The 13,239-nt window shown below is 40.0% G+C and carries 12 protein-coding genes; 11 read left to right on the forward strand and 1 reads right to left on the reverse strand.

Annotated elements, in window-relative coordinates:
• Positions 1 to 9 precede the first annotated feature (9 nt).
• The 6 genes from dapB (at position 10) to NGI26_RS01380 (ending at position 6,318) form a co-directional block, all read left to right on the forward strand.
• A complete protein-coding gene (gene dapB, locus NGI26_RS01355; RefSeq protein WP_251935056.1) occupies positions 10 to 777 on the forward strand; it encodes a 4-hydroxy-tetrahydrodipicolinate reductase in 768 nt (255 codons plus the stop codon).
• Positions 774 to 1,973, forward strand: coding sequence for a CCA tRNA nucleotidyltransferase (locus NGI26_RS01360; protein ID WP_251935060.1), 1,200 nt, complete (start codon positions 774 to 776; stop codon positions 1,971 to 1,973). The genes dapB and NGI26_RS01360 overlap by 4 nt, the downstream gene beginning before the upstream one ends.
• Positions 1,970 to 3,838: an ABC-F family ATP-binding cassette domain-containing protein gene (locus NGI26_RS01365; RefSeq protein WP_251935079.1), complete on the forward strand. Its 1,869-nt coding sequence runs from the start codon at positions 1,970 to 1,972 to the stop codon at positions 3,836 to 3,838. Before NGI26_RS01360 ends, NGI26_RS01365 begins: the two co-directional genes overlap by 4 nt.
• A gap of 148 nt (positions 3,839 to 3,986) precedes the next feature.
• Positions 3,987 to 4,499 (forward strand): adenine phosphoribosyltransferase, encoded by a 513-nt coding sequence (locus tag NGI26_RS01370; RefSeq protein ID WP_006148048.1) that lies wholly within the window; start codon positions 3,987 to 3,989, stop codon positions 4,497 to 4,499.
• A gap of 191 nt (positions 4,500 to 4,690) precedes the next feature.
• Positions 4,691 to 5,635: a homoserine O-acetyltransferase MetA gene (metA, locus tag NGI26_RS01375; RefSeq protein WP_251935081.1), complete on the forward strand. Its 945-nt coding sequence runs from the start codon at positions 4,691 to 4,693 to the stop codon at positions 5,633 to 5,635.
• A gap of 8 nt (positions 5,636 to 5,643) precedes the next feature.
• On the forward strand, positions 5,644 to 6,318 hold the full coding sequence (locus NGI26_RS01380) for a DnaD domain-containing protein (RefSeq protein ID WP_251935083.1): 675 nt from the start codon (positions 5,644 to 5,646) through the stop codon (positions 6,316 to 6,318).
• A 46-nt stretch (positions 6,319 to 6,364) separates the two neighbouring features.
• Here the strand turns inward: NGI26_RS01380 and NGI26_RS01385 are convergent, their stop codons facing one another.
• Positions 6,365 to 7,816 (reverse strand): alpha-amylase, encoded by a 1,452-nt coding sequence (locus tag NGI26_RS01385; protein WP_251935086.1) that lies wholly within the window; start codon positions 7,814 to 7,816, stop codon positions 6,365 to 6,367.
• 173 nt (positions 7,817 to 7,989) lie between these two features.
• Between NGI26_RS01385 and NGI26_RS01390 the strand changes: the two genes are divergently transcribed.
• From NGI26_RS01390 to NGI26_RS01410, 5 genes are all read left to right on the forward strand, one after another.
• Positions 7,990 to 8,739, forward strand: coding sequence for an ABC transporter ATP-binding protein (locus NGI26_RS01390; RefSeq protein ID WP_251935088.1), 750 nt, complete (start codon positions 7,990 to 7,992; stop codon positions 8,737 to 8,739).
• Positions 8,720 to 10,354, forward strand: a complete 1,635-nt coding sequence (locus NGI26_RS01395; RefSeq protein ID WP_251935091.1) for a hypothetical protein — start codon at positions 8,720 to 8,722, stop codon at positions 10,352 to 10,354. Before NGI26_RS01390 ends, NGI26_RS01395 begins: the two co-directional genes overlap by 20 nt.
• 199 nt (positions 10,355 to 10,553) lie before the next feature.
• Positions 10,554 to 11,717 carry a class I SAM-dependent rRNA methyltransferase gene (locus tag NGI26_RS01400; protein WP_251935093.1) on the forward strand — a complete coding sequence of 388 codons (1,164 nt, stop codon included), beginning with the start codon at positions 10,554 to 10,556 and terminating at the stop codon, positions 11,715 to 11,717.
• Complete coding sequence (gene aroD / locus NGI26_RS01405) at positions 11,714 to 12,391, forward strand: type I 3-dehydroquinate dehydratase (protein ID WP_251935096.1); 678 nt, start codon at positions 11,714 to 11,716, stop codon at positions 12,389 to 12,391. Before NGI26_RS01400 ends, aroD begins: the two co-directional genes overlap by 4 nt.
• Complete coding sequence (locus NGI26_RS01410; protein WP_251935100.1) at positions 12,381 to 13,235, forward strand: shikimate dehydrogenase; 855 nt, start codon at positions 12,381 to 12,383, stop codon at positions 13,233 to 13,235. The genes aroD and NGI26_RS01410 overlap by 11 nt, the downstream gene beginning before the upstream one ends.
• Positions 13,236 to 13,239 lie beyond the last annotated feature (4 nt).

Raw genomic sequence — 13,239 nt, forward strand, 5'->3', positions numbered from 1 at the left:
GGAGTAGAGATGAGTATTCGAGTGATTATCGCAGGTTTTAAAGGGAGAATGGGCCAAGCTGCTTGTCAGATGGTTTTCTCTGATTCTGAACTGGAACTAGTAGCCGTTTTGGATCCTTTTGAGTCTGCATCGGAATGGCAGGGGATTCCAGTATTCAATGATAAGAATGACTTGGCAGGTTTTGAGGCAGATGTTTGGGTGGACTTTACAACACCAGCTGTTGCCTATGAAAATACACGTTTTGCTCTTGAAAATGGCTTTGCTCCAGTAGTTGGAACAACAGGCTTTACCAGTCAGGAAATCGAAGAATTAAAAGATTTTTCACGTTCTAAAAACTTGGGTGGCTTGATTGCTCCTAACTTTGCTTTGGGTGCTGTCTTACTCATGCAATTTGCGGCACAAGCAGCTAAATACTTTCCAAATGTGGAGATTATTGAGCTTCACCATGACAAGAAAAAAGATGCTCCAAGTGGAACAGCTATTAAAACAGCTGAGTTGATGGCACAAGTTCGCAAGTCTATTCAACAAGGTGCTAGTGATGAGGAAGAACTCATTGCTGGTGCACGTGGTGCCAACTTTGATGGCATGCGTATCCATTCGGTTCGTTTACCAGGATTGGTAGCCCATCAGGAAGTCATTTTTGGAAATCAGGGAGAAGGATTGACCCTGCGTCATGACTCCTATGATCGTAGCTCTTTCATGACAGGAGTGAATTTGGGAATCAAAGAAGTTGTCAAGCGTCATGAGCTTGTCTATGGATTAGAACACTTATTATGAGATTAACAAAAATGCCTTCTGAATTTCAGAAGGCTTTACCAGTATTAGAAAAAATTAAAGAAGCAGGATTTGAAGCTTATTTTGTAGGCGGATCTGTAAGGGATGCCCTACTCAATCGTCCTATCCATGACGTGGATATTGCGACTTCATCTTATCCTGAAGAGACTAAGCAGATTTTTCCCCGTACAGCCGATATCGGCATTGAACATGGAACTGTCTTAGTTTTAGATGGAGATGAGGAGTACGAGGTCACCACTTTTAGGACAGAAGATGTCTATGTAGACTATCGAAGACCAAGCGCAGTTTCTTTTGTGCGTTCGTTGGAAGAAGACCTCAAACGCCGTGATTTTACAGTCAATGCCTTTGCTTTGGATGAGACAGGGGAAATCGTTGATTTATTTGACGGGCTCAAAGATTTAGAAAATCAAGTTTTGCGAGCAGTCGGAGTTGCCAGTGAGCGTTTCAACGAAGATGCTCTACGCATCATGCGTGGCTTTCGTTTCCAAGCCAGTCTAGGTTTTGAACTTGAGCAAGCAACCTTTGAAGCGATGAAATCCTTGACTCCGCTCTTGGAGAAGATTTCTGTGGAACGTACCTTCGTCGAGTTTGATAAGCTCTTGCTGGCACCCTTTTGGCGTGTAGGATTGTCTTCCATGATTGAGAGTCAAGCTTATGATTATCTCCCTGATATGGCAGGAAGTCAGGACAAGCTTAACAGACTGTTTGATTTGGAGACTAATTTCACCTTTGAATCCTCTGAACAAGCTTGGGCGGCTCTCTTGTGGGTGTTGGAAATTAGGGATGCACAGCCATTTTTGAAAGATTGGAAGACCTCACGTCAATTTGCCAAGCAGGTTCAGGATTTGCTGACTATTTTAGCTGTTCGTGAAAAGAGGGAACTGAGCAAGCGTGATTGTTACCGATTTGACTTGGATTCCCTTCTACAAGCTGAAAATCTTCGCAAAGCTCAAGGGAAGGAAGTCAATCCACAAGCCATTACAGAAACTTACCAGAGTTTGACCATTCATGATAAGAAAGAAATCCAGATTAACGGAGGCATTTTAATCAAGGAATATGGTTACCAGCCAGGTCCTGAATTGGGAGATGCTTTAGAGGAAATTGAGTATGCTATTGTCGATGGAGAGTTGGAAAATGACCGTCAAGCCATCCATGATTACCTAAGGGAGAAAAAATGAGTGATTTTATTGTTGAAAAACTAAGCAAATCTGTTGGTGACAAGACCGTCTTTAAGGATATTTCCTTTATCATTCATGACTTGGACAGAATCGGTCTTATCGGTGTCAACGGTACAGGAAAGACTACTCTTTTGGATGTTCTTTCGGGAGTTTCAGGATTTGATGGCGATGTTAGTCCTTTTTCAGCAAAGAGTGATTACAAGATTGGCTACCTGACTCAGGATCCAGAGTTCGATGATAGTAAGACGGTTTTGGATACGGTTCTATCCAGTGACCTCAAGGAAATCCAGCTCATTCGTGAATATGAGTTGATCATGCTCAACTATAGCGAAGGCAAGCAGGCTCGTTTGGAACGGGTCATGGCTGAGATGGATTCTCTACAAGCATGGGAAATTGAGAGTCAGGTTAAGACCGTTCTCAGCAAGTTGGGTATTCAGGATTTGTCGACTCCAGTTGGTGAATTGTCAGGTGGTCTGAGAAGACGGGTTCAGTTGGCACAAGTTCTCCTAGGAAACCACGACCTCTTGTTACTGGATGAGCCGACCAACCATCTGGACATTGCGACCATCGAGTGGCTGACCCTTTTCTTGAAAAATTCCAAGAAAACGGTTCTTTTTATCACCCACGACCGCTATTTCTTAGATGCTCTTTCTACACGAATTTTTGAATTAGATAGAGGTGAATTAACAGAATATCAAGGGAACTATCAAGATTATGTTCGCCTCAAAGCCGAACAGGATGAGCGCGATGCAGCTCTTCTTCACAAAAAGGAACAACTTTATAAGCAGGAATTGGCCTGGATGAGCCGACAACCGCAAGCTCGTGCAACCAAGCAACAGGCTCGTATCAATCGTTTCCACGACTTGAAAAAGGAAGTTTCAGATACTAGTGTTGAGACAGATTTGACCATGAATTTTGAAACTAGCCGTATCGGTAAAAAGGTCATCGAGTTTAAGGATGTTTCCTTTGCCTATGAGAACAAGCCGATTTTACAAGATTTTAACCTCTTGGTGCAAGCCAAAGACCGTATCGGAATCGTTGGGGATAATGGTGTTGGAAAGTCAACCCTTCTTAACCTCATTGCAGGAAGTCTTGAACCGACTGAAGGACAAGTGATCATCGGCGAAACGGTTCGTATCGCCTATTTCTCTCAACAAATCGAAGGATTGGATGAAAGCAAGCGGGTTATCAATTACCTGCAGGAAGTGGCAGAAGAGGTGAAGACTAGTAGTGGCTCTACGACATCAATTGCTGAGTTACTGGAACAATTTCTCTTCCCTCGTTCAACGCACGGTACCTTGATTGAGAAGCTGTCAGGTGGAGAGAAGAAGCGTCTTTACCTCCTCAAATTACTCCTTGAAAAACCCAATGTGCTTCTCTTGGATGAACCGACAAATGATTTAGACATTGCTACTTTGACAGTCTTGGAGAATTTCTTGCAAGGATTTGCAGGTCCAGTTTTGACTGTTAGTCACGACCGTTATTTTCTTGATAAGGTAGCGACTAAGATTCTTGCTTTTGAGAATGGGACCATTCGTCCTTTCTTTGGTCATTACACGGACTATCTGGATGAAAAGGTCTTTGAAGCAGAAGCAGTAACGCAAAGTCAAAAGGCTGATAAGGAAAAAGTGGTCAAAGTCCGTGAAGAAAAGAAACGCATGACCTACCAGGAAAAGCAGGAGTGGGCAAGTATTGAAGTTGATATCGAAAACCTGGAAAATCGAATCGCTGCTATTGAAGAAGAAATGCAGGCAAATGGCTCTGATTTTGGAAAACTAGCGACTCTTCAAAAAGAGCTAGATGAGAAGAATGAAGCCTTACTTGAAAAATATGAACGTTATGAATATTTGAGTGAGTTGGTGTAAAAGAAGTAAGAACTTGATTAAGCAAATGATCGCAATAATTGAAGAAAAAATGAGAAGTCTTGTACTAAGTGTCAAGGCTTCTTTCTATTTTGCTTTTCTAGGAATTATGGTATAATAGGGAGTAAAAATTTAAAAAGAAAGAAACGCTATGAACTTAAAAGATTACATTGCAAGTATTGAAAATTATCCTCAAGAAGGAATTACTTTCCGTGATATTAGCCCATTGATGGCAGATGGAAATGCCTACAGCTACGCTGTTCGCGAAATTGTTCAATATGCTACTAACAAAAAGATTGATATGATCGTCGGCCCTGAAGCGCGTGGCTTCATCGTTGGATGTCCTGTCGCTTTTGAATTGGGAATCGGTTTTGCACCAGTGCGTAAACCTGGCAAGTTGCCACGTGAAGTTATTTCAGCTGACTACGAAAAAGAATATGGAGTTGACACTTTGACTATGCACGCAGATGCTATCAAACCAGGACAACGTGTTCTTATCGTAGATGACCTCTTGGCAACAGGTGGTACTGTTAAAGCAACCATCGAAATGATTGAAAAATTGGGTGGAGTCGTAGCAGGTTGTGCCTTCTTGATCGAACTGGATGAACTCAAAGGTCGTGAAGCTATCGGAGATTACGACTATAAAGTGCTGATGCATTATTAATGAAAAACAGTCCCTAGGGCTGTTTTCTCTTCATTTGATATAAAAATAAGCTATATCTAGTTAGAGAAAAACTATAATTGAAAACTATATCTTCATACAGTATAATAAAGGGAAAGAGAAACGTCAGCATTTTTCCCCGTTGACGATACCATGTTTACTTGAGTCCAATATGATACAGTAAGGAGATTTCTATGCCGATTCGAATTGATAAAAAATTACCAGCAGTTGAGATTTTACGAACGGAAAATATTTTCGTCATGGATGACCAGAGGGCGGCTCATCAGGATATTCGACCACTGAAAATTCTGATTTTAAACTTGATGCCACTGAAAATGGTTACAGAAACTCAGCTTTTACGCCATTTGGCCAATACTCCTCTGCAATTAGATATTGATTTTTTATATATGGAAAGTCACCAATCTAAAACAACCCGCTCTGAGCATATGGAGACTTTTTATAAGACTTTCTCGGAAGTCAAAGACGATTATTTCGATGGTTTGATTATCACAGGTGCTCCAGTTGAACATCTCCCTTTTGAAGAAGTGGACTATTGGCAAGAGTTTACCCAAGTTATCGATTGGTCTAAGACCCATGTCTTTTCAACCCTGCATATTTGTTGGGGAGCACAGGCAGGTCTATACTATCGCTATGGCGTAGATAAATACCAGATGGACCAAAAGCTTTCGGGGATTTATCCTCAAGATGTTTTGAAAGAAGGTCATCTCCTATTGAGAGGTTTTGATGATTTATATGTATCCCCTCATTCTCGCCATGCAGAAGTCCACAAAGAAGATATCCTGAATAAAACAAATCTAGAGATTTTAGCATCAGGAGAAGAGGTAGGAGTTTCTATCCTTGCGAGTCGAGATTTGAGAGAAGTCTATAGCTTCGGGCATTTAGAGTATGATCGTGATACGCTTGCAAAGGAATATTTTAGAGATCTAGATGCTGGTTTAGATCCACATATACCAGAAAATTATTTCAAAAATGATGACATTCATGAACTTCCATGTATGCGTTGGAGTTCATCTGCAGCCCTCTTTTTCAGTAACTGGGTAAATTATGCAGTTTACCAAGAAACGCCTTTTGAGTGGAAAAGTGTGGAAGATGATGTGTCTCATTTTGGATATTTATAAGAGGAATTATGACATATTTAGATGCTTTCAAATCAGGGAACTTAGTTTTACCAAGTGACCTGCTCTTAAACTACAATCAACTGTTCTCGTCAAGCGATGATTTCTTGGTTTGGCAATTCTTTTACTTACAGAATACAACGGCTTTAGGTGAATTGTCTCCAAGCCAGATTGCTGAAAAAATTGGCAAGCAAGTCACTGAAGTCAATCAAGCTATTTCACGCTTGACTGATAAGGGCTTGCTTCAATACCGAACCATTGAACTCAATGGTGAGATAGAAGTAATTTTCGATGCAACCCTTGCCTTGGAACGTCTGGACCAACTGTTTGGGAAGCAAGAAACAAGTCAGGTACAATCTGCACCAAATGACTTAAAGAATCTGGTAGAAACCTTTCAACAGGAATTAGGTCGTCTCTTGAGTCCCTTTGAAATTGAAGATTTGGAAAAGAGTTTGAGAGAAGACGGAACTAGTGCAGATTTGATAAAAGAAGCCTTGCGTGAAGCTGTTTTAAATGGAAAACCAAATTGGAAGTACATCCAAGCAATCCTCCGCAACTGGCGCCATGAGGGGATTAAGAGTGTAGCCCAGGTAGAGGTGAAACGTCAAGAGAGAGAAGCAACTAATCCTCAAAATGTTCAAGTCTCATCAGATTTTAAAAATGCTATGGATCTATGGAAAGACTAATATTTAGTAATAAAAAAACTTGCTACTAAGGCAAGTTTTTTTGTTCTTAATTAGCAAGTCCCCAAACACTTACAGAACGTTCAGCAACTGGGAAATCACCATAACCATCAGCATTAATAGTTACTTGATCAGAATGATTACCAAGTAAATCAACAAAGGTTTGGTTTGCCCATTCTGGGCCGACAAACATGGTTTTAGAATTCTCTTGAGCATTTGAGATAAGAACTGCGAGAGGTGTTTGGTTGTCTGCACCTGAACGGGCCCAACCGATACAATTAGGGTCATCAAAGTAGTCCCTTTGCTCTCCATAAGCCAACTCTTTTCGGATAGTTAGCAAACGGTCAAGGACATCCTTGAAGTTTTCTTGAGCATACTGACTAGAGATACCGTAGTAGTCTCCGTAAAAGACACATGGTAGACCGTTTTCACGTAAAAGAATGAGAGCATAGGCTGCTGGTTTGAACCATTCTTCAACAGTAGATTCTAAAGCTTGTCCACGTTGAGTATCATGGTTATCGACAAAGGTTACAGCTTTATCTGGTTTGATTTGAACTAAACTATCATCAAAAATGGTTCGTAAATCATAGTCAGCTCCAGCCTGGCCTGCTTCAAACAGATTCATATGAAGGCGGACATCAACAAGGTCAAAGCGCTCTTCAATCTTTTCAAGGTAATCAAGATTCGCTTCCTTATCAGGATTCCAGAATTCTCCAAAGACATAAAAGTCTTGTCCATATTTTTCTTTAATATCACGAATAAAATTGCGCATAAAGAAAGAGTCAATATGCTTGACAGCGTCTAAACGGAAACCCGTAACACCCGTAGTTTCGATAAACCAGTCTGCCCAATCGTAGATATTTTGTATCACTTCTGGATGCTTGAAATCCAAATCAGCATACATAAGGTAGTCATAGTTACCATTTTCATTATCCACTAATTCTTCGTGGGCCCAGCCTTTGTTGTCTCCTTGTATCAGATAGATTCCAGATTTACGGCGTTTTGCATCATAGTCAGTCCCCGTAAAATGGTACCAATGCCAGTGGAAGTCATTGTAGGTGTTTTGTCTCCCATTAAAGGTGAAACCAGTCCATCCGTTAATGGTAAAAGGCTCTCCAAGTTCGATTGTACGATCTTCAGGATCTACTTCGATAACCTGGAAGGATTCTAAATGGTCTGCAGCTGCCTTATGATTTAAGACGACATCAGCCATTGGTTGAATTCCATGTGATTTAAGTGTTTGAATAGCCTGAAGATAGTCTTCTTTGAAACCGTACTTGGTAGACACAGTCCCTTTTTGGTCAAATTCTCCAATGTCAAATAAATCATAGACACCATAGCCGACATCTTTTTCGTTGGTAGCTTTAAAGGCAGGTGGCATCCAGACATGGCTAATTCCTAGTTCGGCAAGATTCTCAGAATCAGAAGCGAGACGTTCCCAGTGTTTTCCATCGTGGGGGAGATACCACTCAAAATACTGCATTAGGGTTTGATTTTTCATAGAAAGTCCTCATACTTAACAATATTGACAATCATTTTAACATAAAGCAAGCAAATGCACAAACGTTTGCGCAAATCTAAAAAATATTTTCGACTATTTTATCAAAAGTGTTGATTATTTTGTACCAAAGTGCTAATATAATAATATAAAAACATAAATATAGGAGTCAGCCCATGATTGAATTTCAAAATGTTAGTAAGTTGTATGGTGATAAAGAGGCTTTGAGCAATCTCAATTTGCAGATTGAAAATGGAGAGATTATGGGTTTGATTGGCCATAATGGTGCTGGAAAATCGACCACCATAAAATCCCTAGTCAGTATCATTTCACCCAGCAGTGGTCGTATCTTGGTAGATGGTTTAGATTTATCGGAAAATCGCTTGGCTATTAAACGAAAGATTGGTTACGTTGCAGACTCGCCTGACTTATTTTTACGCTTAACGGCCAATGAATTTTGGGAATTGATTGCTTCATCCTATGATCTGACTAGTTCTGACTTGGAGGCTGGTCTAGCTAGGCTATTGAGTGTTTTTGACTTTGCTGAAAACCGTTATCAGGTTATTGAAACCCTTTCTCACGGAATGCGTCAGAAAGTTTTTGTTATTGGGGCACTCTTGTCTGATCCTGATATTTGGGTCTTGGACGAACCCTTGACTGGTTTGGATCCCCAGGCTGCCTTTGATTTGAAGCAAATGATGAAGGAACATGCACAAAAAGGTAAAACAGTTTTGTTTTCGACCCATGTCTTAGAGGTAGCCGAGCAAGTCTGTGATCGGATTGCCATTTTGAAAAAGGGGCATTTGATTTATTGTGGTAGCGTGGAGGACTTGAGAAAAGACCACCCAGATCAGTCTTTGGAAAGTATCTACCTTAGCCTTGCTGGTAGAAAAGAGGAGGTTACAGATGCGTCTCAAGGTCATTAAAAAATTAGTTGATATCAATATTCTCTATTCATCTAAAGAAGCTAATTTGGCTAACCTACGAAAGAAGCAAGCTAAGAATCCTGATAAAAAGGTTGATGTATCAGGGAAATTGTTGCGTTCTTATCTTGCTTCTAGTTTGTTGCTACTCATCTTATTTTCTAATCTAGCCTTTCGTTTTCCTTTTGAGGAAATGCCAAGTTTTTTTAGTACCATGGTTGCTATTTTACTGGTGCTTGCCTTTTCAACGTCTTTCACTGCATTTTACAATGTCTTTTATGAGAGTAAGGACTTGGCCTCCTATAGTCCCTATGCCTTTAAAGAATCAGAGATTATAATTGCTAAAGGACTGTCTGTCCTCTTGCCAGCTCTAACTGGAATTGTACCAATCCTAGCTTATTTTCTAGTCCTCTACATTAGGCTAGCTCCTACTCTTTGGCTGGGTTTGCCCTTGATGTTGCTGTCCTTGGCCTTATTATTTGTCTCTGTGACTCTAGTGATGGTAGTGGCAGTGCATTTCTTGGCTCAAACTGCGGTTTTTAGAAAGTATCAGTCTATTTTTGCGAATGTGATGATTGGGATAGGGGTTATCACGCCTTTATTATTTGTCTTCTTTCTACAGTCGACTTCTGGAGATATAGTTGACAGAGTTAGAGACATTCCACCTCTTCTTTATCCTATTCATCTCTTTTACAAAATAGCAGTGGAGCCTTTTTCGACAGAGGCTATACTGGGTCTGCTCGCTTGGATAGGACTAACTCTCTTCTTACTTTATCTGACCAAAAAGAAGGTTCTTCCTCGTTTTTATGACATTATCCTGCTTAACAGTGAGGAGAAAGTCATAAAAGAACGTCGCAGTAAAGAGGGGATTTCAACGACTAAAAAGGGATTTTTCCGCATGGTTTTACGCTACAACCTCTCCCTATTGGGACAGGGGACTGGCGTCATTACAGTGCTTTTTACAAGTGCCTTTCTTCCTTATATCATGATGATCGGATTGATTTCCAAAATTCGAGATTCTCAGTTAGTTCCAGATATTCATCCTTCATACTGGTTACCCTTGTTTTTTGTAGGAGTGTTTATAGCAGTTTTAAATAACAATATCACAAGTCTACCTTCAATCGGGCTATCTCTGGAGAGGGAAAATTTTGATTTTCTGAAGAGTTTGCCCTTTGACTTTGCTCGTTATGTGAAAGTGAAATTTTGGATTATATTTGCTGTTCAGTCCTTTTTACCTATCGTGACTTTACTTGGTCTTTCCCTTTATTTAGGCTTGCCAATCCTTCCGATGATTTACCTTCTTGCGGCATGGATTCTTGCCAGTATTATCCTTGCTTGTCGCCATTATTTTAAAGATGTGAAAAATCTGTCGACTAATTGGACTAGTATTACGGACCTGGTGAATCGTTCAAATGGCATAGTCACAATGGTTCTATTGCTTATTTATAGTGCAATCCTAATGGCCCTTGTAATTGGTAGCTTATTCTTGGTTCAGTCTCTCTCCGCTATCCTTGCCATCAGCTTGGGAGTAGGAGCTCTTATCCTCCTGCTTGGTCTTGCTATATTTAGCTGTCATTACTATCTATCACGCATATTGACAGAAATAGAAAAAAGATGAGATAGTTGGTCGCTTGCTTGATAAATTTTATAAAAAGAAATGCTCCTCCAAGACGGAAGAGCATCTTTTATTGTGATTCTCACACAATTACTTCCTAATTTTTAATTAGTATTAGTATACCATTTTTTAAAACGAGAGTAAAAAAGCAAAGGTTGTTTCTATTTTGTGAATTTTTAACAAATTTGATATAATTGTATTTATGAATAAAGTATTCGTCAGTCGGCGTGTTGAAAAAAAGCTCCACAAAGGTCAGGTTCTTTTGGAAGAAGTTGATTTTCCAGATTTATCTGAAACTGATCAGGAAGTTGAACTTTTCAGCCAAAGCAATGACTTTTTAGGGAAGGCTTATCTATCTCGTCAAAATAAGGGAATTGGTTGGTTTGTAACCAACCAGAACATTTCTTTTAAACAAACCTTCTTTGAAAGTTTATTTAAGCAAGCAAAACACAAACGTTCTTCCTACTATCAAGATGAGTTGACCACTGCCTTTCGTTTGTTTAATCAAGAAGGCGATGGTTTTGGTGGAATGACTGTGGACCTCTATGGGGATTATGTTGTTTTCTCTTGGTACAACTCCTATATTTATAGTCTTCGCCAAGAGATCATAGCAGCCTTCTCTCAGGTATTCCCAGAAGTCTTAGGTGCCTATGAAAAGATTCGCTTTAAAGGTTTAGACTATGAGTCTGCTCATATCTATGGTCAAGAAGCAGCTGAATATTTCACTGTTCTCGAGAATGGAGTCTTGTACCAAGTTTTTATGAATGACGGCCTTATGACAGGGATTTTCTTGGATCAGCATGAAGTTCGTGGGAGCTTAGTTGATGGTTTAGCAATGGGGAAATCTTTACTCAATATGTTTTCCTATACAGCGGCCTTCTCAGTCGCTGCAGCTATGGGGGGAGCTAGTGAAACAACCTCTGTAGACCTAGCCAAACGGTCAAGAGAACTATCAGAAGCTCATTTTCATGCCAACGGTTTGAGTCTAGACAATCATCGACTGCTTGTCATGGATGTCTTTGAGTATTTCAAATATGCTAAACGTAAAGGTTTGAGCTATGATGTGATTGTTCTGGATCCGCCTAGCTTTGCCCGAAATAAAAAACAAACCTTCTCTGTAGCGAAGGACTATCACAAGTTGATAACTCAAAGCTTAGAGATTTTAAAACCAGGTGGAATCATTATTGCTAGTACCAATGCTTCCAATGTTTCCCGTCAAAAATTTACAGAACAAATCAACAAAGGTTTTGCAGGAAGAACCTATCAGGTTCTTCAAAAATATGGACTTCCAGCAGACTTTGTCTACAATGAAAAAGATGAAAGTAGTAATTACCTCAAAGTGATTACCATGAAGGTTAGTAAATGAAATTAATTGTTTCCGTAATGCCAAGAAGTATAGAAGAGGCTCAAGCTATTGATGTGTTGCGCTACCAAGATGCCGATATCATTGAGTGGCGAGCTGACTTCTTACCTAAGGAAGCTATTTTGCAGGTAGCGCCAGCTATTTTTGAAAAATTTGCAGGTCGTGAGCTTGTTTTCACTTTACGTACTCGTGCTGAGGGTGGTCAAATTGAGCTCTCTTCAGAAGAATATGTTCAAATGATCAAGGAAGTAGCACAGCTTTATCAACCAGATTATATCGATTTTGAGTATTTTAGCTATAAGGATGTTTTTGATCAGATGCTGGACTTTCCAAATCTCGTCTTGAGCTACCATAACTTCCAAGAAACACCTGAAAATCTAATGGAAATACTGTCTGAGTTAACAAGTTTAAATCCTAAAGTTGTGAAAATAGCTGTTATGGCTAATACAGAGCAAGATGTGTTGGATCTGATGAACTTTACACGCGGCTTTAAAACACTAAATCCTGAACAAGAATATGTAACGATTTCTATGGGAAAAGTGGGCAAGGTCTCTCGTATTACTTCAGATGTGACAGGATCTAGTTGGACTTTTGCAAGTCTGGATGAAGCGAGTGCTCCAGGACAGATTTCACTATCTAGCATGAAAAAAATTAGGGAGCTTCTAAATGAAGATTGATGGCTACACACGTTTAGCAGCTGTGGTCGCAAATCCTATCAAACACTCCATTTCTCCCTTCATTCACAATAGCGCTTTTGAAGCAACCGATACCAATGGTGTTTATCTTGCTTGGGAAGTGGATGCGACTGAACTAGCAGAGACAGTTGCCAATATTCGTCGCTACCAGATGTATGGAATCAATCTTTCCATGCCATACAAGGAACAAGTGATTCCTTATCTGGACCAGTTGAGCGAAGAGGCTTGTTTAATTGGTGCAGTTAATACAGTTGTGAATCGAGAAGGAACATTAATTGGATATAACACAGATGGCAAGGGATTCTTTAAGAGCTTGCCTTCTTTTAAAATTTCAAAGAAAAGAATGGTGTTGTTAGGAGCAGGCGGTGCAGCCAAGGCCATTTTGTCACAGGCGATCTTGGATGGAGTGAGTCAGATTTCTGTCTTTGTTCGTTCTTCATCCATGGAAAAAACAAGACCTTACTTAGAAAAACTAGAAAATGCGACTGGATTTAGAGTATATTTATGTGCCTTAGAAGATGTTTCTGAACTACAAGCAAGGATTACTGATTCGGATTTACTGGTAAATGCGACCAGTGTGGGTATGGATGGAGTCTCTCAACCAATCCCGACAAGCATCGTTTTACCAGAAAAGCTCTTGGTAGCAGATGTGATTTATCAACCTTTTGAAACCCCATTTTTGAAATGGGCAAGAAAGCAGGGAAATCAATCTATCAATGGCCTTGGCATGTTGCTTTACCAAGCTGCGGAAGCTTTTCAGTTATGGACAGGCAAGGAAATGCCAACAGATCACATCTGGGATTTATTAAAACAAAAGTATCAATAAAAAA

The sequence above is a fragment of the Streptococcus sp. Marseille-Q0941 genome (genome assembly GCF_943736975.1).
Lineage (GTDB): Bacteria > Bacillota > Bacilli > Lactobacillales > Streptococcaceae > Streptococcus.

What these genes read in the sequence shown, in the direction of transcription:
- NGI26_RS01360 (WP_251935060.1), top strand. Translation starts at nt 774, where the DNA reads ATGAGATTAACAAAAATGCCTTCTGAATTTCAGAAGGCTTTACCAGTA.
- NGI26_RS01370 (WP_006148048.1), top strand. Translation starts at nt 3,987, where the DNA reads ATGAACTTAAAAGATTACATTGCAAGTATTGAAAATTATCCTCAAGAA.
- NGI26_RS01410 (WP_251935100.1), top strand. Translation starts at nt 12,381, where the DNA reads ATGAAGATTGATGGCTACACACGTTTAGCAGCTGTGGTCGCAAATCCT.
- NGI26_RS01385 (WP_251935086.1), bottom strand. Translation starts at nt 7,816, where the DNA reads ATGAAAAATCAAACCCTAATGCAGTATTTTGAGTGGTATCTCCCCCAC.
- NGI26_RS01400 (WP_251935093.1), top strand. Translation starts at nt 10,554, where the DNA reads ATGAATAAAGTATTCGTCAGTCGGCGTGTTGAAAAAAAGCTCCACAAA.
- NGI26_RS01380 (WP_251935083.1), top strand. Translation starts at nt 5,644, where the DNA reads ATGACATATTTAGATGCTTTCAAATCAGGGAACTTAGTTTTACCAAGT.
- NGI26_RS01395 (WP_251935091.1), top strand. Translation starts at nt 8,720, where the DNA reads ATGCGTCTCAAGGTCATTAAAAAATTAGTTGATATCAATATTCTCTAT.
- metA (WP_251935081.1), top strand. Translation starts at nt 4,691, where the DNA reads ATGCCGATTCGAATTGATAAAAAATTACCAGCAGTTGAGATTTTACGA.
- aroD (WP_251935096.1), top strand. Translation starts at nt 11,714, where the DNA reads ATGAAATTAATTGTTTCCGTAATGCCAAGAAGTATAGAAGAGGCTCAA.
- dapB (WP_251935056.1), top strand. Translation starts at nt 10, where the DNA reads ATGAGTATTCGAGTGATTATCGCAGGTTTTAAAGGGAGAATGGGCCAA.
- NGI26_RS01365 (WP_251935079.1), top strand. Translation starts at nt 1,970, where the DNA reads ATGAGTGATTTTATTGTTGAAAAACTAAGCAAATCTGTTGGTGACAAG.
- NGI26_RS01390 (WP_251935088.1), top strand. Translation starts at nt 7,990, where the DNA reads ATGATTGAATTTCAAAATGTTAGTAAGTTGTATGGTGATAAAGAGGCT.